Below are 23,328 nucleotides of genomic sequence, written 5' to 3'. Positions count from 1 at the left end.
ATCCAGTCTCATAAATACCGGTACAGAATCTCATGAACCCCGACTCGCTTTTCAGGGAAGTGCTTGAATCTCATGAATTCCGGCCATCCGACAAAGAACCCGTTCATATTGAGACTGTATCGTAGCGTATTTCCGTGTGTCCGATAATGCAAACTTATTGGACATATAGACGAGATATAAGGTGGGGCGGTTTGCACATCATATTGTGGACGAAAGCGCCGCGCGAGACTAGTGTAGTAGCATGACATATCAGCCCGCCACCATCTCTGACGACCTGAGCACCCTACCGCAGCTACCCGGCTGGGTCACCTCCGGTCGTGTCGAAACCCTTGAAACTGTGGCCTTTCGGTCGGGAGCCGCGCTGACGGTGCTCGATCAGCTGGTTTCCGATCCGCGGTATGGCGTGCCGGTGAAGCTGCTCGCCAATCGACTGGCGCTGAGAGCCGCAACCGCCACCTCGAAACTGGAAGGTCGCCTGGCGCGGGAGGCCGATATCCGCGACGCCTACCATCTGACGCTACCCGGCGAGGCGCGGGGGCCCGACGGCGATCTTCTGGTGTTCTGGCGCGAGAGTTTGCGGGCGCGCCCGGGTGAGATCGCTGACTTGGTTGGAGCGGAGTATGCGGGCGAGGTGGGTGTCTGGCTTGACGTGGGATTGGAACGCGCACGGACCCATGGTCCGTTGTCGGGTTGCGTCGCAGCCCTGGGCGCCGTGCTCGAGGCCGACGACCGGGCAGAGCGCACCGCCTGCCTGTTCTCGGACGTCGTCCTTGCGCGGGCGCTGAACTGGAAGCAGGTGCTGCCCGTGACTGCGCAGCGTTTGACAAAGGCCGTTCTGCGCGACCTGACTGCAGAAGGGCAGGGGGCCGATCTGGCAGTCGAGGTGCGGGTCCTCGAGGCTATCGAAGAGTCGATCCGGGTGGCGCGGGATCTGGCCCGACGCGCCGAGACCCTTCGCGCCGTTGCGCCGAAGCTACGGGCCAAAGGGTCGGACGCGGCGGTCGCGCTGTTCCTGACCGAGGATGCCGTGGCGCCTGCGTCGATGCTGTCTCCTTGCATTCGCGGCACCTCGATCCCCATGACTGACCGCGCCGCGCGGCGGTTTTGCGACCGGCTGGTCGAGCTCGGAGTTGCGCGGGAACTGACTGGACGACCGACCTTCCGGCTCTACGGGATCGCATCATGACGACCACGACCAGGAAACGGAAACCGGCGGAGGAGGGCGGCGCTGTCTTTGACCGGGAGCTCGACGACCTCCCGCAGGAGCTCCGCTGGCGCGAATGGATGGGTCGGGTCGAGGCGGTGCTCTTCGCCAGTGCGTCGCCGGTCGGCCGCGACGAGCTGGCCCGCGTGGTGGGGCAGGGAGCCTCGGTCGAGATGGTGATCGACGACATCCAGGCCGAGCTGACCGGTCGTCCCTACGAACTCGCGCAGGTGGCCGGCGGTTGGATGTTCCGAACGAGGACGCAGTTCGCGGACGCGATCAAGGCGGCGGCCGATCTTGGCGAGCAGTCGTTGACCTTCACCGAGATGGAGATGGGTGTACTTTGCGCCATCGCCTATCATCAGCCGATCGACCGGGCGGGCCTGGCCGACATCTTCGGCAAGGAGGTCAGCCGCGACCTGTTGGCCCGGCTGCGCTACAAGGACCTGATCGCCAGCGGACCGCGCTCGCCGCGGCCGGGCGCGCCGCATACCTTCGTAACCACGGAGACCTTCCTGGTGACCTTCGATCTGCAGAGCCTGCGGGATCTGCCGGAGCTGGAAGTTGTCGAGCCGTCCAATCTTGCTGGTTAGATGAGGTCGTCCAGATCTCGATTATTTAGTTCGCTTTCAGAAGCGGACTCCACGCGTGCTTCCAATGCCTCTTGAGATTCACCGACCGCAGCCGGTTTGAGATAGGGTACGATATCTGCGAATTGTCGATGGACTTCACGCCGCGACCATTTGGCTGACCACATAAATGATCCAAACGAGGCCATCTCAGCATTTGAAAATCCCCGCCTCACGCAACGATTGGCGAACGCCATCGCTGTACACGGTTCCGTCTTTTCCTCGGAATGCACGTTGACATGACCCTGAAGGATTTGAAGCGGCGCCCCCATAAGATGGGCGAGATCAGGAACAAGCCTAATCACGAATTTTCGGGCACTGGTAGAACGTTTTTTGTCGCGTGTTTTGTCTGAAAGCCGCTTCTGAATTTGCATGAGAGGTGCGCCGTTCATCCAGTCCTGCAAGGCTGCGCGAAGCTTCGGAAGAGAAAAGGATGCACGGGAACGATCATCTTTGAGCTTCTTGATTTCCGTTCCGAAGAGATACTCTAGGTTTTCCAACTTAACCAAGCGAACGAGGTATTGCGGTCTAACCATCAGCCACTCAAAGACCCAATCGCACAGGCTGTCGACTGTTTCGAAGTTTCGAAAACCGTGCATGTCGAGCGCCTTTGACATGTCGTCCAGGATATCCTCCGGCAACCCCAACATGGATGCAGTGTTGCGCAAAGACAGCTGCTCGACGGGCAAGTCTCCGTCATCACTCTTCAGCAGTGAAAGGGCTGCGGAGGTTCTGCTCTCAACCCAGTCTTCATCCGCATCTTGACGTTTACGATAAGCCGCGAAGCTCCTAGCGAGGCCAAGTCGTATGTCCACTTTTCCATCGTCGCCTTGATCAGTTTCAGCCAAGCGCGCGACGACGTAGCGCTCCAGGTCACCGATGTCTGTTGCGCTGTCGTGGATGCGGTCCATCAGGGCCGTGAATGGATCGTCCAATACCAAACACTGATCGGTTTGCCCAAATATGTCTCGCAGCCTACTCCATCTTGAACCGATCCTGTTCTCTGCATCGTCCAGGCCAACGACCTGGCCTGGAATGACTAGAACGATACCGGTTGCGCTTTCACCGGCCCGCCCGGCACGGCCGGCTGCGTTCAGCAGGTCCTCTGGATTCAAAAGGTCCTTCCGACCGGAAGATGCGTCGAACTGGCTGTCCTCCGCAATGATGACCAGGTCCGCAGGCAAGTTCATACCCTGGCCGAGCGTCGGGGTTGCTGCGAGCACCGCCAACGTACCCTGGCGCTTGTACAGTGCCTCCACCAATTGGCGCTCCTCAGGAAGCAATTGTCCATGGTGGGTCGCAGCCTGGGATGCCAATTTTCCATCCACTAGAGTCAAGTACAGCTGATCAGCACCACCCATTTCATCGACGGAAATCTCATACAGACGCTGCTCAGTTTCAGTCAGTTCGACACTACACTCATCAAGTGCTGCCCCAGCCTTTTCTGATATAGAAAAGGCATTCGGTATGGATTGAGAAAAGACGAGAGTTCGTAGCCCTGCTCCAGCGGCTGCAGCAGCGACTGAAGATGCAACGACACCGGAGTTAGGCGTCACTTTCCAGAACTTGTTTGTCGAAAGCTGAAGTGCTTCGTTCAAGAGTGGTACAAGAGCATAGTCGCGGCGAACCTGTGACGCCCATGTCTGCTTCACGCTGAAGAACGCGTTTGGTTTTGCCGTCAGCTTGCGCTTTACCGCAGCAGGAACCCCCGCAGTGGAGCTTTTTGCGCGAGCATTCCGCAAGAGTTTTCGCAGGTCAGCAAGTCTCTTTTCATCGTAAACGACGCATCCCCTTAGTTGCCGGGTTGGTTTCCATGCATTGTCGAGAGCAAGTGAGTTTCTACCTGTCAGCTCCGCCAGCCAACCGCTCAGTTCATATGTGTTCTTCATCATAGCCGACATCAGGACGATATCGGCGTCCGGTACAACGCGGGTAAACCCCAAGATGCATAGCATCGCGTCGATTGCTCTCCGGTCTCCGTCAGTGCTCGGATGCATCAGATGACATTCATCGAAGATCAAAAGACCGACGTCATCAAACCGCTCTGGTTCCATATGACTGGTAAGGAGACAGGCTTCTGGAGTCATCACCATGACGTCCGGCAACTCGTCGCTATCCCCAGAAAACCCGAATTCGTCCATACGTTCACCGCGAACGGTTGCCCGCGGAAATGCACCGCGCAGGTCCCGTGCTGTCTGATCAACGAGAGCGTGCGTAGGAGCTAGGAATACCGCCTTGCGCCCGGATAACAAAGTTGCATGAATTTTGAGTTGTGCGGTCGTCGACTTCCCGGCCCCAGTGGGGAACCCTATCGCAGCAGATGTGCCAATCTTGAGGTACCCTTGGGCGACGGCGTCCTTGTGATTACGCCACAGATACGGGCGCGTCTCGGCAACCGTTTTCATGGCCTCGGTCCAACGATCCTCAGGTACGCCATCCGGAGGCGGTAGGTTGACGACGGCGCTTTCCATCAGGGCAGAGCCTGCAGCGATCAAGAGACTGGCCAAATGGAACGGTCCGGGAAAGACAGCGATTGCCCCTTCGGGGAATGTATCCTCCAGATCTGATGCGCCGGCGGCGAGCGACTTTACTTCAGAGAAGACTGCAATTGGATCGACCATCCCGCTCACTCGACGCCCTTGCAGCACGAAGGCCAAGGCTCGCACACCTCGCAAGAGTCGATAGTAGAGCGCTGCATTGGCTCGCTCGCCACCGGTACCCGAGACGAGTCGGTCTTGGGGCGGTCGCTTTCGATTCCGAATACGACCAACTTGTCCTTTTGCGAGCATGATCAAGTGAAGAATCAGTTCCGACTGCAGCCAATCGCCGCTCGGGATGCGGATAGAGTCTGCCACCTCAGCAGCATCCGCCGATGCCCCGGCTACCAAGAACAGAAGCATTGCCGAAACATCCGGACTGATCGCATTCGGCGATACAAATGAAACTGGCTGGTCCGAGTCCCGTAGAGCGATCGCTTGATGAACCAACTGATAAGCCGTTGCGGCAACAAAGCCTGCCGCTGCCCGGTTTTCTCTATCGGGATTAATGGCTACCAATGCTTCATTGGTCTGCGCCAACCGGCGTGCAAATCGAATTGTGTCCTCGAGAAGCTCTTCCCCATTTTCACTCTCGCGAAGCAGTACCCTTGCCGATACGATCTCGGCGAAAGCACGTGCAAGTCGGTCAGGCAAACCTTCGCGGTCCAGGTCGGGCAAGTCTGGGGTGGACCTGATGAGTTCGGACGTTGCGGGATCATACATTGGCTGCCGCCTCCGCACTGTCGATCTTGACGAGCGCTTTCTCCGCTACACAATCTATCCAGTCGCGAACGTCTTCCAAAACTAAGGTTTCGGCGCGCCGGCGTGCTACGTCACCCAGTACAGACTTCTCATACCCTTTGAACAAGCCCTTGCGTCCCTTTGCCGATGCATATTTGCCACCAACGGTCACCGCCACGCGGTATGCCCGTTTTTCATTCCATAGAATATCGGCAACAGTCCCGTCGGGGTCTGGGTCTCTGGATACCTCAAGTAGCGAAGTTACCGACGCAATGAGTTCGTTGTCTCGTCCGCCTGTTTCAAACTGCTCAAACTCCGGCCAGACCTTTGATTTAACTTGGTTCCGAGGGTTCTTGGTCGCCTTCTCTTCGCAGATGACAACATGGGCAATGCCGTCGCTGTCGAACTCAATAATGAGGCCATCCAACCCTTTGTCCGCTTTAATCATCTGTGGAGCCCGTATGAGAGCCTCATCGTCGAAACGGTGAGCGGCGATCCACGCAATGACCTGAAAAAACCAACCATCCCGATGGTAGGTCTTGTCGCCAGTGCCGACGGTCAAAAGCTTTCGCGCACCTTCGAAACCGCCTTTGGGATAGCGCGCGGGCAAATCGCCTGTGGCGCGCAATATGCGCTCCACTGTTCGCGACTGACCTATTGCGACGCGGGCCAGGAGCTCAGCAAGCTGGTCCTCGTCCTCAATCGTCCAAGTGGAGCCCGACCAACAATCTTTCTGCCGTATTGGGGTTAGGGTTACTGGCATGAGCTAGACGCGCAACTCAGCGATGTCGATCAGGCTTGGCGTCTTAACGGTAGCTGCAGAATGAGTGTTTCTCATCGTCGGACTCGCTCAAATGTAGAACTTGAATGGCTGGCGTTCGGCGTCATTGGCGCTTCCCATGACCAGAACATATTTATTTGTCATTGCGCTGCCCTTGTCTCGGCCAGAAAAGCTGCAAACGGTCGAATATCTTCCCTCACGCTCGCTGTCTCTAAAGCGGCCATGTAAGCCGCGCGCTGTTCGAGCTTGATGACTGTCCATGGTTGCCCGGCAGCGGCCATCATGACGTTCATCAGAAAGCGCGCTATTCGACCGTTCCCGTCCAGGAACGGATGGATAAATACGAAGATGAAATGTCCAAGGACGATCCGAACAGTCGGGTCATCTTCCGCCTTGAGTAGGTCGAAGAAGACCGGCATGCAGTCTCGAACTGCCTCAGGACTCATTGGGACATGCTGGGATTGCCGAATGTACACAGGGGACGATCGGTAGCCTGCAAGTTGAGAGGCCTTCAGGATGCCCGCTGTGACAGACGTTGCGAATAGGTTGCGATACCAATCACTCAGATCGCGCTCAACAACCTCACCCGCGTCAGCACCTTCCAGAACTGCCCGAATGCTTTCCTTCACTCTCTGAAATGCTTCCCAATATCCACGCGCTGCAAGGGCGTCTTTCAGCGCTCGGTCTTGCTCATCTGTTTCTGGGGTCCAGGTCCCCGAACGCACTTTGTCAATCAGTTCCGGCGAGACACGATAGCCCTCAATGGAGAGCGAATGATACGCATCCGTGACATAGATTTCGTCGATCTGCTTGAGATAGGCGTCGATGTCATTGGTGATGGGTTGGGCCTTTGGAAAGAGATCAATAACATCGTCGCGCATGCTCTCCCACTTCAAGCGGATGCGATGCACGTGGGGCGAGGTGATCCGCCCGGCGTTTGGCACAAGAATCGACTGCTCAAAGGGGTTGATCTCGCGAACGTCATGCGAAGCGGCTTTCATCGCCGCAAGAATTTCGTCTGCGACCTTTTCGGACCCGATGCTTCTAAAAGCACCAGCAAGCCTGCCGGCCGCTCGCGTGTGCCCCCCGTCCAACAGCTTGCCAAGCAGCCGTGAGGCATCCGGCATCATAGCAAGCACAGTGCGCGCTTCTGTCGGATGGTTTTGGAAGAAGACCTCGGGAACGAGGATTAGGGCATCCTCGACGGAGAATAGGCGTAAATTGTCGACGATTTCGAGCGCCCCATCTGACGCGATCGTTGCGCGCGTCTCAAAAAGCGACGTGTTGTGGGGCAGATCGGTCTTAGAGTTTCCGCCCTTGACCGCTCTTACCAATAGCTGAGCAGGAACTGTCGTGTTTCCAGCATGTATGATGAGGGACTGTTCAGGAGACAGAGACCAGTCAGTGCCAAACCGATCTGACAGGTATTGTGCGCAGAATCCCCAAAACGATGTGTACCATGCTGTGCTCTCACCGGCGTTTTCATCGGGGCGTGATGGGATGTACCAGCCCTTCATGACTTCCTTCAGGAAGCCTGCCTTCAGCAGCCGTTCGCGGTGAGTGCGTGACATGTCTTTGGAGCGAATGGCAATCGAACCACCAGACTGTAGTGTCTCGAGCTCTTCCAAGGAGCTTGCAAGCTTCTCTGCGGCACTCGGCATAATTATTCGGCTCCGTTCGAGATTTAGGTTTTAGCGTCGTACATGATTTAGGTGTATGTGTCGAACGATCTTTAGGGTTTTGTGATGCGCAAATCTTAGGTTTTAGTGTTATTGGCCCCTCCTGCCCTTTGGTCAGGACCGCGCCCCACTCGGTCGGCTGCGCGCAGCCGCCCTCCCCGAGCTGAACCGCCGCCTCTCCCTGCGACGTGCCGCTGGCCATGCCGTCTCCTCCGGAGCCAGCCCGGCCAGCCGTCGCATGGTCGTGGTAACGCTTCATCTCGGCCATTCGGTAACGGTCGCTGGGGCGGGCGTGTGACATCAGTGATCACGTACCTCGCGTCTCGGCCGCTGTTGGTCCTCGCTTTGCCGGATACGCAGCTCCGCGCCGCGATCATGGGTCGCAAACGATGTCCGACGACCGCCGGATTGCATTGACCGAAGCTGGCAGAAGGCCGGTGATGGTCGTGCTGTGCAAACCCAAGCTATCGGGTTGCCGTAGAGGGTCAGTTCGAAATCCCGGTGATCCGAACAGGTTGTCGAAGCTTCGACGTTCTCCATGCTGCGCTTCCAGACAACACACATCGGGTTGCCACGGAAACCAGCCGTCGTGGCACGTGAGGCAGGGTCAGCAAAGCTCTGACTGGTCGGGATTCGGCTCGGAGCGAGAGGGCAGAAATATCGCCACCACAGGCATTTCTCTCTTTCGGCTGTTCTCCCAGTTTCCTTCGTGGCCACCGCACTTCTCCTTTTGTCTGAGTTGCATGACATGCTGGTCGCAGCTGTCGTCCCGTCCACAAAGGTTGTCGCCGATTTTTTTCCCCTGACCCTGCGGGTCATTCCTCGCGCACCAAAAAGACCGGCGCCTGCCCCTCTCCGCTGCGCTTCGCCTTCGGTGTGGCCAGGCCTTGGCCAGCTGCAAGGTGACCATCATTGCAACGCAAACAAGGAGAAGAGCAATGACCACGAACTGCATCAAATTCACCAGCGCCGACATCGAAACCGCCAAGGGCGTCGGCTCCATCTCGACCCTGACCTTCGATCTCGACATCACGGTCGAACCCGTCGCGAGCACCAACCCGATGGCCCCCACGCACCGCGTCCTCGGCCGCTCCCCGCGCGGCAAGCTGGTCGAATGCGGCGGTATCTGGAAGAAGCAGAACAAGGAGACCGGCGCCGACTACTACACGCTGACCATCCGCGATCACGGCTTCAACGCCAACCTCGGCAAGGCCGCGAACCAGGACGACCTGTCCCTTCAGGCCATCATCCCCTGGGGGCCCAAGGACGCCGCCTAAGCCAAAGGCCAGACCGCTTCGGCGGTCTGGCTATTTCTCGTTCTTGGGTGCGCCTGATGGGCGGGCCAAAAAGCTGATGTCCGAAGAACACGGCATATTTCGGACGCGGACGCACAAGGGGACAGTCAGTCTGGATAGGCCGCTGACGCGGCTTCGATCTTTCTGTTCAGTGACAACGTGCATCGCGCGAACCCGAGTCGGAACCGAATGTCCGCAGGGAGAGCTGGCAGCCCGCTGAGCGAGGTAAGCGCCCCCCATCTCTCAGTCGAGCAACCTGCGTCACGGTCGTCTAGGCGATGCGCCCAGGGGTGGCAAACTCACCCTTTGCCGCGAGGGTGGAAATCGCAAATCATCGTCATGCATCCCGGGGCAACGTCTCACGTTAGGATCACCGCCGCGCGCCTTTCCGTCGACCTGTTGGCCTTAGAGATCGCTAGCCCGGGGTCGAGCGGTTGGCAACGCCGGGGGCAGGTTTCTGGACGGCTTGCGCCTTGAGCGCTGCAGTGCACCGCTCACAACAAACCTGCCCCCGGCGTGCTCCATTTCATTCCGCCCCGTGCCGGGTGCAGCCCGCTCTCAAGCCCCCGACCTTTTCCACGATCCGTCCAACGACAATCAACGGAAAGGATCACACCATGACACTCGAACAATCCATCGACCTCGCCGAACTGCAAGCCGACATGGCCTTCGATGCCTACCTCGCCGCCTTCGATGAAGACGCCCATCCCGAGACCCTCGACAGCCTCGAGACCGAGGCGCTGATCGCCCGCAGCCGCTACGACGATCTGCGCAATCAGGGACTGGGTCACTGACCCAGACACCCCTGCGGGTCTTCGGATCCGCAGGGGGCTGACGTCGACACTCAGAAGCATCGTGACGCTCGCAGAGGGTGCGACCCGCGCCATCCAGCGCGGGCCATTTTCGCGTTCGGAGCGCCCTATCCGTGACCGGCTCGAGCGTTGGGTTGCCTTTCGTCGCGTGCGTCTTGAACACAAGTTTCGGAAGCTTTTTCGACCTGGCTGTCCTGCATCGATGAGGGCGGGACCCGTTCCATGTTGCGCTGCGGAGCAGTCTTGACTGCACCATATTGCCAGCAAAAAGACACAAAATGCAAAACGTAATATTGCGCAATGTGATGTATTGAAGTATAAACGAAGGAGAGAAAGAAGACGTTGGCAGGATATGGCCAATGTTTGCACATTTTGTCCGAGGGGTCTGACCTGTGCCGAGGCCAGCGAAAAACCTGAAGCTTGAAGAGCGCATCGAAGTCGCGCGGCGCTTTGCAGCGGGCGAAAGCGCGCGGGACCTGGCGGCGGCATTTGGCATCTCTCCGCGTCATGTGAACCGGCTCGCGAAAGAGGGGGCGGGCGAGGGGATCACGGTGCGCGATCCGAGCGAGACAGTGGCGTTCAGGGCCAGCCGATCCGAGCTGGACGCCTTCGATGCGGAGTGGCGCGCGCGGGGCTATGCCAACCGGTCTCAGGCACTCAATGCGGTGCTGCGCGGTCGCTGCGGATTCCTTGATGTCCCCCGCGATCTGGTCGCCGAATTCTGCGCCGCATGGCGTCAGGCGAGGGACGTGAGCGACACCGGACTGGTGCTCGCCAAGGCGGTCCATCGCGGTCGGCTGGAGGTCTCGGAGGCGGACCGGGCGGTGCTGATCGAGTTGCTCGATCTGGCGCAGTCGATGAGCCGTGAGATGGGCCGGATGAAGGATGCGGCGCAGGTGCTTCGTCATCAGGAGTGGCCGCAAAAGGAAGGAGGGCAGGGGGCGGAGAGCGCGGTTCTGGAGGAGGACCCGCGCGCGATCGAACGCGGATTGAGGCTTGTAAGAAATGGCTGATCCGCTCGCCCTCTATACCTCGGTCATGGGGCGGCTCTGGGAAGATGAGCGCATCCGGGGTCAGGCCGCGGCGCGGATCGACGCGCGGCTGGCGGGGCGTCGGCAGGGGCGGAGCTTCGCGCATGTCGGATCCATGTCGGCGCGCAACGCGCTGAAGGCAGCGTCGGGTCAGAGCCGGGCGGCGGTCTTCAAACGGATCCGGGCCGGAGGCTGCAAGACGCGTGCTTCGCTCGGGGCGCAGATTTCCTACATCAACGACAAGGCTGTCTACACCTACTCGACGATGACCAATGCCCTGACCGATGCCGCGGTGCTTTCTGAGGAGCAGAAAGAGGACATTATCGAGGACTGGGCAGGGACCTGGCGCGGCTCGACCAAGCTCGGTTTCACCTCGCACATGCTCCTGTCCTTCCCGACCGACGTGACGGTCGATCAGGTGCGCGACATCGCGATGGACTGGACGGAGCATTTCTTCGAGAGCGGCGAGTACGGCGATCAGTGGGACTATGTGCTCGCGGTTCATGACGACCGGGCGCACAAGCACGCCCATATCATCCTGAACAACCGCGGCGTCGAGAAGGGCACCTGGTTTTCCTGCTGGGCTGAGGGTGTAATGTCGCCGCAGCTGATGCGCGAGAAGCAGGCTGAGATCGCGGAACGCTATGGCGTGATGCTTGATGCCACCACCCGGCTCGAGCGCGGCATTTTCGAGAAACCCGCCGGGATCGAGGAGATCTACCGCGCCAAGGAAGAGGCCCGCCTGCCGCGCGAGATCGTTATGACGGCCCAGGAATCCGCCATTGCGCAGGCGCAGGTGGTGGGCTTCGCCAAGGACTACAAGAACCTCGCCGACCTGCTGGACCGGATGGACCAACGCCACATGGCGCGTGCCGTGCGCGGCATGGCGGACGGGCTTGGTTCGGGCACGCCGTGGAATTTCACCGAAGGAGAGATAGACATGAAGGACATCAAGACCGTCGGTGACGCGATCGACTATTCCGAGCGCACGATCGAGGCGTTGAGGCTCAAGGCCGAGGAACTGGACCCGGCCGAGCGGGCCGCCTTCGAGGCGAAGGCCGCGCCGATCATCGCGGATCTCTCGCAGATGGTGCCCGACCCGGAGTTGCGCGCGCGCTTCGGCAAGCAGCTTGAAGAACCCTATCCGCCGGGGGCGGGCAGCGAGGTGCTGATCGCGGCACTTCAGGCTGGCAATGATGAAGGGCTGCGTGACTTGCTCGAGCGCGCCGAAGAGGCAGGCATGGACAGCGAAGAGCTGGTGGCCCGGATCGCGGCGGGTGGCACGCGGAACTACGGCATGGCACAGGACTGGGTCGAGCGGGACATGAACGCGGTGCTGGCGAAGGATGGCCTCAGCGTTGAGACGGCCAATGACGACCAACTGGATGTCGCGCTCGAGAAGGTCGACGGGGTGATGGACGCGCTTATGGAACGCGCGAAGGAGATGGGCGTCGAGATCGGCCGGACCCTCGCGGACGAGGAGGAGGCGACCTTGCCTCTCATCGACGAGGACGACCGGACGCCCAATCCCTACCTGCAGGACCTCGCCGACATGTTGCGGGATGGCAAGCTCACCGAAGAACAGGAAGAGGTGGTCGAGCGGACCCTGCAATCCGAGCTTTTCAAGGAGCTGGGCGAAGAGGGCTTGGCCGAGCTACGCCGTGGCAACTACGAAGTGCTGGATGCGGCCCTGCCGAGCAAGCTCGACCAGATCACCGTCACGCAGGAATTCCTCGAGATGACCTTTGAGGAGACCGGCGATCAGGTCTTCACCGACCGCGCTGCCGGGTTGCAGCAGGACAAGGCGACCGAAGTGGCGCGGATGCGTGGCCAGCAGGAGGAGCTGGGCCGCGATCTTGGTCGCGACCGCGGTCTCGATGACGAGATGGAATTCTGAGGGGGATGACCACCATGACCAAGACACTTCCCCTCTGGGCTGCGCTCCTCTTCGGCGTGATCTGCGGTGCTGTCATCGGCACGATCATCGCCGCCTTCTACCTGACCCTGGCCCTGAAATCCGGGTTTCAAAGCTTCGACATGTTGGCGCTCTGGAAGGCCAGCGCCGGCACCCGCGCGGCGCACCCCGAGGCCTTCAAAGTGGGGTTTGGCGCTGTCGGCTTCGGGGCTTTCGGCCTCGGCGCCCTGGCGCTGGCCTGGACCTGGAAGAAGGAGCGGGACGATTACGGCTCGGCGCACTGGCAGACAAAGGCGGAGCTAAAGAAGAACGACATGCTGCAGGCTCCGGGCAAAGGTTTCGTCTGCGGCAAGCTCGGAGCCCCGACGTCCAAAGCTGAGTTCATCTCCTCGACCACCATCCCGCATGTGATGATGGTCGCGCCCACGCGGGCCGGTAAGGGCGTTGGCTTCGTGATCCCGAACCTTCTGAGTTTCGCGGGCTCGGTCGTGGTGCTCGATGTGAAGGGCGAGAACTTCGAGAAGACCGCACGGCTCCGGGCGCTGAACGGCGACGAGGTCTATCGCTTCAGCCCCTTCGACTGGGCCAATGCCACGCATCGCTACAATCCGCTGGCGCGGATCGCCAAGGCCCCGAGCTTCGCACAGCGCTTCACTGAGGTCTCGATCCTGGCCGACCTCTTTCTCGACAAGGACAACAAGCAACTCGACACCTTCTCCGAGGCGGGCAAGTCGATCTTTGTTGCCGCTTGTCTGCTGGCGATCCAGCGCGGCACGCCGAATCTTGGTGAGGTCAACAAGATCGTCGCCGGGGGCGAATACAAGAACGCGCAATACAAGACCTATGCCGACGAGGCCGAGGAGGACATCCTGCGCGAGCTCTGGACCAATGCCGCGAGCGCCTCGTCGCGGCTGCTGACCTCAAACATCCAGGCGCTGATGACCGCCGGTCTCAAACAGTGGGACAACCCGGCGGTACGCTCGGCCACCGAGGCGAGCGATTTTGATTTCTCGACTTTTCGGAAGCAACCGCAGTCGCTCTACATCGCCGTCTCCGAGGATCACATCGCGACTCTCGCCCCGCTCCTACGCCTGATGTTCGCCGATCTCATTGCCTCGATCCGCCTGAATGAGCCGGGTCCGGACGAGCCCTGGCCCGTCATGATGATGATCGACGAGTTCCAGCAAATGGGAGCGATGCCCTATCTCGAACGCGCGATCCATTCGCTGGCAAGCTATGGCGGTCGTGTCGCGATGATTGCGCAGTCGCTGGCCTCGCTCGACCGGATTTACGGGCCCGAGGGCCGCGAAAGCCTTGAGAACGGGGCGGGGCTGAAGCTTTACATCACGCCTCGCGATCAGCGCACCGTGAAGGAAGTCTCCGCTGCGGTCGGCAGCACCACCCGCGAGGCGGTTACCCGGATGTATGGCCGGAACAAGGGCTTCCTCGGGGCGACCTCGAGCTCGGCGCGTCTGGAAGAGCGGCCATTGCTTTCCGAGACCGAAGCGCGCCTGATGGACCCCGACGAGGTCATTATCCTCGCCTCGCCGCAGCATCCGATCAAGGCGAGCCGGATCAAATATTACGACGATCCGTTCTTCAAGGAGATGTTGGCGCGCCAGGAGGGAAAGCCCTTCCCCTATCCCCCGAGTGTGCAGGGCGTGGGGCCGTGGGACAGCGACGGTAGTGACGAGGCAAGTGCTGATGAGCCGTTGAAGCCAACCGAACGCGCGCCAGTCCGGGATCGCTCGCACCGCCGCGAAGCGCGCGCGATGAGCTTGAGGACGATGGAGGCCGGGCGTGGGCAACCAGAGCCAGAGACGCTCGAGCGGGAAGCGAACGTGCCCAAGGAATGGGAGGCGGCGCTCGACCGGCAGGAGGATTTCATTGAGGAGTTGTTGGGTGGGTGAGCGCGACAATCTTGTAGGCAGCTTTGCCCTTGGGACTGATTGGAGACAAGCGCGCTTGAGATGCATCTCAATGCGGCTTGAAAACTTCAAAGTCATTTCAACGCAGCACGCTAGATCTTCGCCTCGGGGTAGTGCCCCTTTATTTCCGCGTTGAAAAAACGACCTAGTGAGTCGGCGGACATGAGACGCTCGTACATGAAGGCAGGCACGTTGAAATACTGATAAACGCCGCCATGCCTGAATTGGACCTCGAGCGTCTCTAATTCAGGGTCATACCCGACCTCAGCCAAGTTGCTGGAAGTTACTGGCTGTCGTTCCATCAAATTCCTCCCTCGTTCTCGTCTTCGTTCTCGCCCACTTCTGGTGGCTTCCACTTTGGGTCCTGGGCACGCCATACCGCGACAAGCTCATCATAGTTTTCAGGGCCCCTGGGGCGCTTCCAGCTGTCCGCTACAAGCGGATCTTCGCTGTTTGGACGACGGTCTTTGGGTGGGAGAGTGACGCGGCAGCGCACTGGAAGCCGTGCAGCCTCGCCGGTTATTATTGCTTCGCCGGTCCTTAGAACCGAGAGGCTATCGGCGATACCGCTCAGGTTATCGGGCAAAGCGGCTTGTACCTTGCTGCGGTCAGTGGAATTGGTGAGGCGCAACGCGACAAAAGTCCCACACTGGGAGAGAATGGTGTCGTCAATTTCCGAAGGACGCTGGCTGACGATCATTGCACCAATACCGAACTTGCGTCCCTCTTTCGCGATTCTCTGAACCATTTCGCGCGCAGGGTTGTCGGATTCTCGACCAAGATACCGGTGAGCTTCCTCCATAACGACGAGTTGAGGCCGCTTTCGGCCGCCCTCATCGCGCTCGCGACCCCAGAAGAGCGCTTCATAGATAATCGACAGAATCGCCCCGATCAAATCTAGAAGAACCGCGCTAGGAATACCCGACAGATCAAGCACCGTTATCGCTTTCTCGTGGCCAATCCAGCTTTCGAGCAGGGATGGAAGGTCATTCGTTACGTGGCCCGTCAGGTCAGGCTCCCATTCACCGGGCTTGAGCAGGAACTCGAACTGACGATCGAGCATACGTGATCGCATTCGGTCGAGCTGCTTGCGGATTCCGAGCACACCGACGTTGTTCTGGTAAGGTGCTGAATTCGTTGTTGTGTGCGGCTGGTAGGCTGGTTGACGAAGCGTGGTCGCGTCGCCGGGCTGAATGATCGCCGGTTGTGTCTTGGCCTGATCGAGCCAGGTTTTAACTTCTGGTTCGATCAGCTCGAGCCACAGGTTTCGCAAGCTGTACGGAATAGGGCTGTCGAAGGTCATTGAATTCAGATCGACACCAGGCAAATTGTCTGCTTGAGCAATCGCGCTTTTGGCTGCGAAGATCTTGTCGAGTATTGCGGTCGTTGCGCGATCATCCAACTTCCCGCACAGAAAGTTGAGTATTTCGGCCGGCCGTAGTGCCCAGTACGGAATGACCAGCTGCTTCTCTCCGACTCCGGGTGTGATCCGAAAAATCTCAGCGTTGTCGGCGAGCGCGCTGGCATATTCGCCGTGGATATCGAGTAAGAGGATGCGCGCGTTCGGAAAGCCTGCTCCGTCAGGCGCCGAGATTGACCGCAACAAGCTAGAGACAGTCGTGGACTTGCCCGACCCGGTAGAGCCAAGCACTGCGCTATGGCGCGTGACTAGCTTGTCGAGGTCCAGGCGGACCGGAATGCTCTCGGCGTTAGCAAGTCGCCCGACTATCACTTGTCCGGAAAACTCTGCACCGTAGATCTTGGCCAGATCCTCTTCTGTGACCAGATGCACTTCATCGTTCACGTTCGGATACTGGCTGATGCCTCGCTCAAACGAGGCCTCGACAATCTCGCCAATGAGCTGAACGGTTAGCCATCGTTCGCCGCGGTCTAGCGCATCGACTAGCGTCACCGGTGTCGCACTTGCCCCGACCTCTGATATGATAGCATAAAGATCATGATACCCCTGTGGTATCCGCACAAAGCTGCCGACCTGACCTACCCGGTAGCTTCGTCCTCCGATGATCGCAATGCCCGAAGCAACGCCCTCGAATTGACGCACACTTACGGTCGAACCGGCGACAGAGCCGACATGGCCGAGAAGAGTAGGGGCGTTCATTTGGCCTCCGACGCGGTGGCGGCTGTCGGTGGTGGCGCCTCCGCTGCCAATGCTGCAAGGTCCGGTTGTGTCGGAAATGCTTGAACCGATCGTGATGCCGCGAAGAAGCGAGCAAAGGGTTCTATTGCACCGAGCGTGAAGTTTCCTTTGTCGTCCATGTAGGTTGACCTTATCGGCCCCCAATCCTTGCTCGGAAGTTCGGCCGGAGCTTTCCATGCGCCGCGCGTGCCGTTCACCTTGGCCTGGTCACGTGCATAGACGCTAAAGTTAGGCAGACGGCGCGCGAGGTCGCACGCCGGACCCTCTTCATCTAGAATCTTGTACTGGAATGCGAATACGCTGGAGGATGGATTGGCTGCGAGCGCTTCATCTATTCGGGCCGCGATGTGTGCATCGGCAAAAGAAAATCCGATAGAAATGAGTAGCGTGTCGGGGGTGAGCAGGAACGTACGAAGGCGATCGAGCAACGCTGCGTAGGGCGCTTTCTGTGTTTGATCGTATTTCAGGTGTTCGGGGAAGACGAGGTGACTTGCTGAGCTTTGGCCCGTGCGAATTACTTCGCCCTTAGAGCTAGCGCGCCAGCCGAGCGATCCATGGAGCTTCCATAGCCGCGTCCAGCGCGCGGGAAGATCACTGCGCGACACTGAGACGGGGTCGAAGAATGGTTCGCGACCACCCGTGAAGCCATCGAAGTACGGCGCTCGTACGGATTCGAACGCTTCTTCGAACAACAAGTCGTAGTTCGTGGTGAAGATTTCAACGGGATAGTCACGCGTTGTGCCCGTGATCCAATTCACGAGATCTGCATATGCTGATTCAGTCTCGGGCAATCGGACGTCCACGATCTTGCCTATCTCGGAGCAGATCGCTTCTCCGAAGGTCGCAAAGCCTGGGCCGTCGAGATCGTGGACTTTCGACGAACCAATCACTTGGCTCAGAGAGCGAATCCTCGAAAGGATCGTCTCGATGTCATGCTGCGCGAGTTCGGCTTTCAGGCCATCAATCTGTTTTTGATAGGTTGGGGCAAGTGTCGTGAGAACTTGGTCCGTGAGCCCCGCAACTGCCGGGATGAGCGGATAGGTGCCATCGGGCTTTGCCATTCCGGCAGAAGCTCCAGCGCCAACCAACAGCCCGATCCGCTTCCGGCCCTGCGCGACGATCGTCCTAAGCGCCGCCATATACTGATCGGGATTATGAACACTGACAGTCAACTTGCGCTCCCTCAACACTTGCTTCTGCATCCTCGCATCTAGCACTTGGTTCAATATTTCACGCTCGATCTCGCCCGTCTACGGCGGCCGTCTGAAAAGGCTCCGGCTTTCCAACCGCATTGAAGCTTGTTGCGCTTGTTAGCAGCGCAGTTTGGATAGTGTGCGCAGGGGGCGTGTCTGTCGTGCGTTCTGTATCCCGCTAGGCCGAAATGCCTTGCCTCCGTCATGCGGAAATTAAGATGCCAGCTTACTATGTCAGTTTCATTAGGCTCATGTTGGCGTACAGATGCAGACAGGGCCACTGTTTTATCTCATCCTGTTCGGCATTGAATTTGCAGTCTTTTCGCTGAGGGCGTACTTTAAGCACCCAATTCTTCCATCCTATCTAATTCTAGCCGAGCTTTTTCGTCATCGAGGCGCCATCGTCTTACGACATAAAATGCGAGCGCCTTACGCGTTTCGATCAGTAGGTGCGTCTTGTCGCCAAAGCCGTACTCCAGCCGGACGGCCTGCGCTTGTGCATCGGATAGATCTGAACGCGGGCGTATCCACAAGCGCACCAAGCTGTTCCAGTCCGTGTCAAATCGCAGAGAGGCAGGCCTCTCCCGCGTTTCCAGCTGGGTTTGTTTCGTTATTCGTATTGGGAGATAATCGCGGTACGCTTCGTGATTATAGCTCCAGGCGCGGAGATAAATTGCCTCTCCGTCAAAATGAAACTGAACTGGACTGATCCACTGAGGGTCGGAGAGGCCGCTTGTCATCGAGGTGTAGGTGATCTGGATGTCTCGTTCGCCCTTCATCGCGCGGTAGAGCTGTGCGACGATGGTGGAATCCATCACGCGAGTGGGAAGCGGGATGCTCGCGCCAAGCGATGCAGCCTTGCCATCGAGCAATTCGAAAACTTGTTTCGGGCCAGCATCAGTCAATGCGCAGTGGTCGCCGGTCGAGAAGTAGGCCTTATCCCCAGCATCGTAGACTGGCGGCGTATTCGTCAGCGAGAGATAGGTTCGAAAGTCAACGGCAGCCTGTGCCATAGAGATATTGAATCGTTCCATCAAGTCACGACGGTTCGCCTGACCCCTCCAGGTCAGGCATTGGTCGAGGAACAAAATTCGCTCGCGTTGCGCGTGTTTGAGGTCTTCTAGGGTCATGCACGAAGCAGTACTTGACTCGGCTCACAAAGTCCATACATTTACTATACGTATAGAATGTGGATTGATCTGATGCGAATACTTCATACAGCGGATCTGCACTTGGGGCGGCAGTTCATGGGGTTGAGCCTTGAGGAGGATCACGAGGTTATCCTGGGTCAGATCCTTGAAACGCTTGTGGCCGATCGGGTCGATGTTCTTGTCATCGCCGGAGACGTTTTTGACCGTGCCTCGCCGCCCAATTCGTCGATCCGGCAGTTCAATCGTTTCCTCAAGCGCGTGGCGGAGGAGACCGAAGCCGCTGTGGTGATGATCTCTGGAAACCACGATTCTGGCGACCGGATCGAGGCAATGTCTGTCTTTTCCACCGCGTCTTGTGTGCTGGTGCGCGGGATTGCCGACGCGGTAGAGGCGCCGCTGGTGCTGCGTGACCCGCAAGGCGAGATCGCCTTTTCCGCACTGCCCTTTTCCTATGAATACGCCGCACGCGAGGTGTTCGGGGATGAAAGCATTGATGCGCCAGCGGAAGTCGTTGCCGCTCAGATCGCTGCGGCGAGGAGGCAGGTGCCTGATGGGGCGCGTTGGGTCGTCGTGGCCCATGCTTTCGTCGCGGGGGGTGCGGTTGGCGAGACCGAGCGCGCCCTGACGCGAGTCGGGGGTATCGAAACTGTTCCCTCCAATGTCTTCGACGGGGCGGACTATGTTGCACTAGGACATTTGCACAAGCCGCAGGAAGTCGGCGCGAGCCATATTCGTTACTCCGGCGCACCGCTCGCTTTCGGGTTCGACGAGGCAGGAAACGAAAAATCCATGACTGTCGTCGATCTGCAGGCTGAAGGGGCCGAGATCCGCACCGTACCGTTCCGACCGATCCGGCAGGTTCGCTCGCTTACCGGGGCATTCTCGGATCTTCTGGAAGGAACGCCGTCTGATGACTTCATCCAGGCGATCCTGACGGATGAAAACCCTCTGATCGATCCGATGAAGCGGTTACGCGCGACCTATCCCAATGCTTGCCATCTGGCCTATGCCCGGCAGGAGCGCGCTGCGGAGACCAAGGTGCTCGGCAGTGGGCGGGCCGCGGTCACGCCAATCGAGATGATTGGCAACTTCGTGAAAGTTGTGCTCGGCCGGGAACCATACGCCACCGAAGTCGCGATCGTCGCGGAAAAGCTCCACGCAGGAGCCTCCGGGGAGGAGCAGACATGAGACCCATTCGCCTATCGCTTCAAGCCTTCGGGCCATTTGCGACAACCGAGGTAGTAGATTTTCGCTCCGCGCTGGAGACAGGGCTGTTCGGAATCTACGGCCAGACAGGGGCTGGGAAGTCGACGTTGTTCTCGGCGATGTCTTTCGCGCTTTTCGGGGCACCAACCAAGACCGATCAGGAACCACGTTCACTACGCTCGGATCACGCCGCTTCGGATCTACCTACCGAAGTCGAATTTGTCTTTGAGCTGGGCACCAAGGCCTACCTAATCCGTCGTCGTCCGGCGCAGGAACGTCCGAAGGCACGCGGTGAAGGGACCACTGAGGACGCGGCGGAAGCCTCTTTATTCGACGTCACCGGGATTCCGGTGGACACTCTTGGTCCGAGTCAGTCCGGCCGTGTCATTGCGGAAAAGAAGGTCTCGCTAGTAGGGCAGCAGGTCGAGGCGCTGCTTGGCTACGGGGCGGATCAGTTTCGACAGATCGTGCTCTTACCGCAAGGCAAGTTCGAGACGTTCCTGGCCGCAAAAACGGATGCGCGGGTCGAGATATTGCGGGATCTCTTCGACGTGAAGGTCTATCGCGATCTCGCCGCAAGGCTGAAGGAAGAAGCCTCAGCGGCAGAACGAGCGTTGCGCGACCAGCGTGCGCTCTACCTGGCTCGACTCGAGGAGCGCGGGTTCGAGAGCGCCGAAGCGCTTGAACTTGGGATTGTCGCAGCCGAAGCCCAAGTCGAACAAAAGCAGGGCGTTCAGCGTGGTGCGGAGATGGCAAACGAAGCTGCGCGTAAAGCTCTGACCGAAGGCGAGCAAATCGAAAAGGCATTTTCTTCTGCCGACACGGCACAGCAGGCTGTCGATGATCTAGAAAAGAAAACGATCGAGGTCGAAGAGCTAGCCAAGCGCGTTGAGGCTGTCCGGAATGCCTTGCAGGCCCGTGATCTTGAGACGGCTTGGCGCAATGCGGAGCAGGATAGCCTGAAAGCGGTGGAGGCTGTCACGAAGGCCGAGGCGGAACTCAACATCGCCACTGGCGCGAAGGAGTTGGCGGAAAAGAAACTTGCTGAGGCACAGTCTGGCGAGGACCGACGGCAACAAGTTCAGGCTGACCTGACAAGGTTGGAGGCGATCGAGAAGCAGGTCGGGCAGGCAGCGGATCTTAGAAGCGCGTTTGACGACGCTGTAAAGGACGAAGCTTCAGCGAAGAAGGCTCTGACCGAGGCCATTGATGCCCGAGAGAAGCTCAAGTCTCAGCGCGATGCGACCGATCTGGCGCTTGATCAAGCGCGAAAGACCGAAACGGAGCGAGGCCAGCTGACCGGTGAGCTGGCCGAGTTCAACCGAGAAAGGGTCAAGGCAGCGGCGTATGCTAAGGCGCAAGAAGCTGTCGCAGATGCTCAACGAAAAGTCGAAGCGGCATCGAACGAATTGGCGACAAGAACCGACGCGGCGCGAACCGCTGACGCGGGCTTGCTAGAAGCCGAGGCACGGCTTTCGCGCACGCAAGCGATCATTCTCGCGGAAAAGTTGACCGAAGGGGCGCCCTGCCCTGTCTGTGGTTCCCATGATCATCCGGCGCCTGCCCATGGTGCGCCTGAACAATCTGGTTTGACAGAAGCGTTTCGGAGCGCTCAGGTTCAGGCGAGAATCGCCTCCGAAGCCAGAGTTCGGGCCGAAAGCGACCTCGGCAATTTCCGAATGCGGCTCGACGAAAAGAAGCGGGCGCTGGAGGAACAGGAGCGCCCTGAGCGCACGTTGGCGGAACTCGAAGACGAAATCGCGCGGATTGAAGGCACCGTCGCCACGCTTGGAGAGGCGGTTGATCTGGACGCGATGGCGGAGCAGTTGGCCGAGCTCAAGCGCAAGGTGACTGAGGCAGAAACCGGCGAGGCTTCGGCGCGCACCGCTGCGGGGAAAGCCGAGAACGCTCTTGCCGGCGCGCGCGCCAAGCTGGACACAGTGATTGAGGCCCTGCCGGAAGGTCTGCGCACGCCTGAGGCGGTTGTCGCTCGACGGGAGGCTTTGCAGAGAGAGCAAAGGCAACTCTCCGAGGCGCTGGAAGTGGCGACGCAACAGGACCGAGCCGCCAGTGAAGTGCTCACCCGTTCGCAAGAGCAGCTAGAAGCAGCGAAGCGGGCGCGCGACGGGCAGCAGCAGCGCGTGAAGAAGGCACAAGGTGATTTTGTCGCTCGGCTTACCGAGGTTGGGCTGGACAAAGCGGGATATGATGCTTGCAAGAGCCATTTCCCGACTCTCGACGCCGACCGCAAGAAGGTAACCGATCACCGCGATGGATTGATCGCTGCTCGCACGACATTGCAGAACGCCATCGCCGCTTGCGCAGATCGTGAACGCCCGGATCTTGCCCCACTTCAGCTGGCGTTGGCAGACGCCACCCAGACCTTGAACGCGGCCAACGCAGCACTTGCCACAGCGAGAACGGATGTATCGTCACTGACCAAATTCAAGGAATCGCTTGCCGCGGCTCTGACCGAAACCGAGCGGCTAGAAACCGAAACCGGTCCGCTCCGGGGGCTGGCTGATCTGGCTAACGGCAAGAACGATTTCAAGATGACACTCGAGACCTTCGCGATCGGGGCAATGTTCGACCAGGTTCTTGAGGCGGCGAATATGAGGCTCGACCCAATGACACGTGGTCGCTACCGGCTAACGCGCGGGCTCGAGGCATCTGGCGGTCGCGGCAAGCGTGGGCTCGAAATCGAGGTCTTCGACATCAACACCGGCAAGGCGCGCCCGACAGCCACGCTGTCAGGCGGCGAGACCTTTATCGCGGCACTGGCCCTCGCGCTTGGGCTAGCTGATGTGGTCGAGAGCCTTTCGGGCAAGATCCGGATGGACACAATCTTTATCGACGAAGGCTTTGGGAGCCTCGACACCGAGAATGGGGCGGGCACGCTGGATCAAGTGATCCAAGTTCTTGCCGCGCTGACAGAGGGCAGTCGTGCCGTGGGCCTGATATCCCATGTAGGGCTGGTGCAAGAGGCTATTCCACAAGGCTTCTACGTGCGTTCGACCCCGAGCGGCAGCCGGGTCGAGGAAAGGAGGGGGCTGGGATGACGGACCGTT

General features: G+C 59.2%; 16 protein-coding genes. 9 read left to right on the top strand and 7 right to left on the bottom strand.

From position 1 onward, the window contains the following. Nucleotides 1-241: 241 nt before the first annotated feature. Nucleotides 242-1,186 (top strand): DUF1403 family protein, encoded by a 945-nt coding sequence (locus BLT54_RS19325; RefSeq protein WP_074646959.1) that lies wholly within the window; start codon nt 242-244, stop codon nt 1,184-1,186. Continuing rightward, the gene (gene scpB, locus BLT54_RS19320; RefSeq protein WP_074646957.1) at nt 1,183-1,797 is read left to right on the top strand and encodes an SMC-Scp complex subunit ScpB; all 615 of its coding nucleotides are present in this window, start codon (nt 1,183-1,185) and stop codon (nt 1,795-1,797) included. The genes BLT54_RS19325 and scpB overlap by 4 nt, the downstream gene beginning before the upstream one ends. Here scpB and BLT54_RS19315 read toward each other — a convergent pair. From BLT54_RS19315 to BLT54_RS19305, 3 genes are all read right to left on the bottom strand, one after another. Continuing rightward, nucleotides 1,794-5,093 carry a DEAD/DEAH box helicase gene (locus BLT54_RS19315; protein ID WP_074646955.1) on the bottom strand — a complete coding sequence of 1,100 codons (3,300 nt, stop codon included), beginning with the start codon at nt 5,091-5,093 and terminating at the stop codon, nt 1,794-1,796. The genes scpB and BLT54_RS19315 overlap by 4 nt on opposite strands. Further along, on the bottom strand, nt 5,086-5,739 hold the full coding sequence (locus tag BLT54_RS19310) for a hypothetical protein (protein WP_245708066.1): 654 nt from the start codon (nt 5,737-5,739) through the stop codon (nt 5,086-5,088). The genes BLT54_RS19315 and BLT54_RS19310 overlap by 8 nt, the downstream gene beginning before the upstream one ends. Before the next feature lie 293 nt (nt 5,740-6,032). Further along, nucleotides 6,033-7,553: a Fic family protein gene (locus tag BLT54_RS19305; protein WP_074646950.1), complete on the bottom strand. Its 1,521-nt coding sequence runs from the start codon at nt 7,551-7,553 to the stop codon at nt 6,033-6,035. 956 nt (nt 7,554-8,509) lie between these two features. On the opposite strand from BLT54_RS19305, the gene BLT54_RS19295 reads away from it, so the two are divergent. The 5 genes from BLT54_RS19295 (at nt 8,510) to BLT54_RS19280 (ending at nt 14,534) form a co-directional block, all read left to right on the top strand. After that, a complete protein-coding gene (locus BLT54_RS19295; RefSeq protein WP_068248363.1) occupies nt 8,510-8,848 on the top strand; it encodes a DUF736 domain-containing protein in 339 nt (112 codons plus the stop codon). 635 nt (nt 8,849-9,483) lie between these two features. Further along, complete coding sequence (locus tag BLT54_RS22670; RefSeq protein ID WP_176832925.1) at nt 9,484-9,660, top strand: hypothetical protein; 177 nt, start codon at nt 9,484-9,486, stop codon at nt 9,658-9,660. A gap of 410 nt (nt 9,661-10,070) precedes the next feature. Next, nucleotides 10,071-10,691, top strand: coding sequence for a helix-turn-helix domain-containing protein (locus BLT54_RS19290; protein WP_074646947.1), 621 nt, complete (start codon nt 10,071-10,073; stop codon nt 10,689-10,691). After that, nucleotides 10,684-12,606 (top strand): relaxase/mobilization nuclease domain-containing protein, encoded by a 1,923-nt coding sequence (locus tag BLT54_RS19285; protein ID WP_074646944.1) that lies wholly within the window; start codon nt 10,684-10,686, stop codon nt 12,604-12,606. Before BLT54_RS19290 ends, BLT54_RS19285 begins: the two co-directional genes overlap by 8 nt. Nucleotides 12,607-12,620: 14 nt before the next feature. Next, entirely contained in the window at nt 12,621-14,534 is a 1,914-nt protein-coding gene (locus BLT54_RS19280; RefSeq protein WP_074646984.1) for a type IV secretory system conjugative DNA transfer family protein, read from the top strand. 110 nt (nt 14,535-14,644) lie between these two features. Here BLT54_RS19280 and BLT54_RS19275 read toward each other — a convergent pair whose 3' ends face one another. The 4 genes from BLT54_RS19275 to BLT54_RS19260 all read right to left on the bottom strand — a co-directional run bounded on the left by BLT54_RS19275 (nt 14,645) and on the right by BLT54_RS19260 (nt 19,033). Then, nucleotides 14,645-14,854: a KTSC domain-containing protein gene (locus tag BLT54_RS19275; protein ID WP_065331067.1), complete on the bottom strand. Its 210-nt coding sequence runs from the start codon at nt 14,852-14,854 to the stop codon at nt 14,645-14,647. Next, a complete protein-coding gene (locus BLT54_RS19270; protein ID WP_074646942.1) occupies nt 14,854-16,671 on the bottom strand; it encodes an ATP-binding protein in 1,818 nt (605 codons plus the stop codon). Before BLT54_RS19270 ends, BLT54_RS19275 begins: the two co-directional genes overlap by 1 nt. Continuing rightward, nucleotides 16,668-17,882 (bottom strand): SIR2 family NAD-dependent protein deacylase, encoded by a 1,215-nt coding sequence (locus BLT54_RS19265; protein WP_083351910.1) that lies wholly within the window; start codon nt 17,880-17,882, stop codon nt 16,668-16,670. The genes BLT54_RS19270 and BLT54_RS19265 overlap by 4 nt, the downstream gene beginning before the upstream one ends. A 359-nt stretch (nt 17,883-18,241) precedes the next feature. Further along, nucleotides 18,242-19,033, bottom strand: a complete 792-nt coding sequence (locus BLT54_RS19260; RefSeq protein ID WP_074646938.1) for a BrxR family transcriptional regulator — start codon at nt 19,031-19,033, stop codon at nt 18,242-18,244. 57 nt (nt 19,034-19,090) lie between these two features. On the opposite strand from BLT54_RS19260, the gene BLT54_RS19255 reads away from it, so the two are divergent. Both BLT54_RS19255 and BLT54_RS19250 read left to right on the top strand, forming a co-directional pair. Next, nucleotides 19,091-20,242: an exonuclease SbcCD subunit D gene (locus BLT54_RS19255; RefSeq protein WP_245708065.1), complete on the top strand. Its 1,152-nt coding sequence runs from the start codon at nt 19,091-19,093 to the stop codon at nt 20,240-20,242. Continuing rightward, on the top strand, nt 20,239-23,319 hold the full coding sequence (locus BLT54_RS19250; protein ID WP_074646936.1) for an AAA family ATPase: 3,081 nt from the start codon (nt 20,239-20,241) through the stop codon (nt 23,317-23,319). The genes BLT54_RS19255 and BLT54_RS19250 overlap by 4 nt, the downstream gene beginning before the upstream one ends. Nucleotides 23,320-23,328 lie beyond the last annotated feature (9 nt).

The sequence above is a fragment of the Celeribacter baekdonensis genome, assembly GCF_900102315.1.
Taxonomy (GTDB): domain Bacteria; phylum Pseudomonadota; class Alphaproteobacteria; order Rhodobacterales; family Rhodobacteraceae; genus Celeribacter; species Celeribacter baekdonensis.
This window is presented reverse-complemented; position numbering and strand designations above follow the sequence as displayed.

What these genes read in the sequence shown, in the direction of transcription:
- BLT54_RS19325 (WP_074646959.1), top strand. Translation starts at nt 242, where the DNA reads ATGACATATCAGCCCGCCACCATCTCTGACGACCTGAGCACCCTACCG.
- scpB (WP_074646957.1), top strand. Translation starts at nt 1,183, where the DNA reads ATGACGACCACGACCAGGAAACGGAAACCGGCGGAGGAGGGCGGCGCT.
- BLT54_RS19315 (WP_074646955.1), bottom strand. Translation starts at nt 5,093, where the DNA reads ATGTATGATCCCGCAACGTCCGAACTCATCAGGTCCACCCCAGACTTG.
- BLT54_RS19305 (WP_074646950.1), bottom strand. Translation starts at nt 7,553, where the DNA reads ATGCCGAGTGCCGCAGAGAAGCTTGCAAGCTCCTTGGAAGAGCTCGAG.
- BLT54_RS19295 (WP_068248363.1), top strand. Translation starts at nt 8,510, where the DNA reads ATGACCACGAACTGCATCAAATTCACCAGCGCCGACATCGAAACCGCC.
- BLT54_RS22670 (WP_176832925.1), top strand. Translation starts at nt 9,484, where the DNA reads ATGACACTCGAACAATCCATCGACCTCGCCGAACTGCAAGCCGACATG.
- BLT54_RS19285 (WP_074646944.1), top strand. Translation starts at nt 10,684, where the DNA reads ATGGCTGATCCGCTCGCCCTCTATACCTCGGTCATGGGGCGGCTCTGG.
- BLT54_RS19280 (WP_074646984.1), top strand. Translation starts at nt 12,621, where the DNA reads ATGACCAAGACACTTCCCCTCTGGGCTGCGCTCCTCTTCGGCGTGATC.
- BLT54_RS19275 (WP_065331067.1), bottom strand. Translation starts at nt 14,854, where the DNA reads ATGGAACGACAGCCAGTAACTTCCAGCAACTTGGCTGAGGTCGGGTAT.
- BLT54_RS19270 (WP_074646942.1), bottom strand. Translation starts at nt 16,671, where the DNA reads ATGAACGCCCCTACTCTTCTCGGCCATGTCGGCTCTGTCGCCGGTTCG.
- BLT54_RS19260 (WP_074646938.1), bottom strand. Translation starts at nt 19,033, where the DNA reads ATGACCCTAGAAGACCTCAAACACGCGCAACGCGAGCGAATTTTGTTC.
- BLT54_RS19255 (WP_245708065.1), top strand. Translation starts at nt 19,091, where the DNA reads ATGTGGATTGATCTGATGCGAATACTTCATACAGCGGATCTGCACTTG.
- BLT54_RS19250 (WP_074646936.1), top strand. Translation starts at nt 20,239, where the DNA reads ATGAGACCCATTCGCCTATCGCTTCAAGCCTTCGGGCCATTTGCGACA.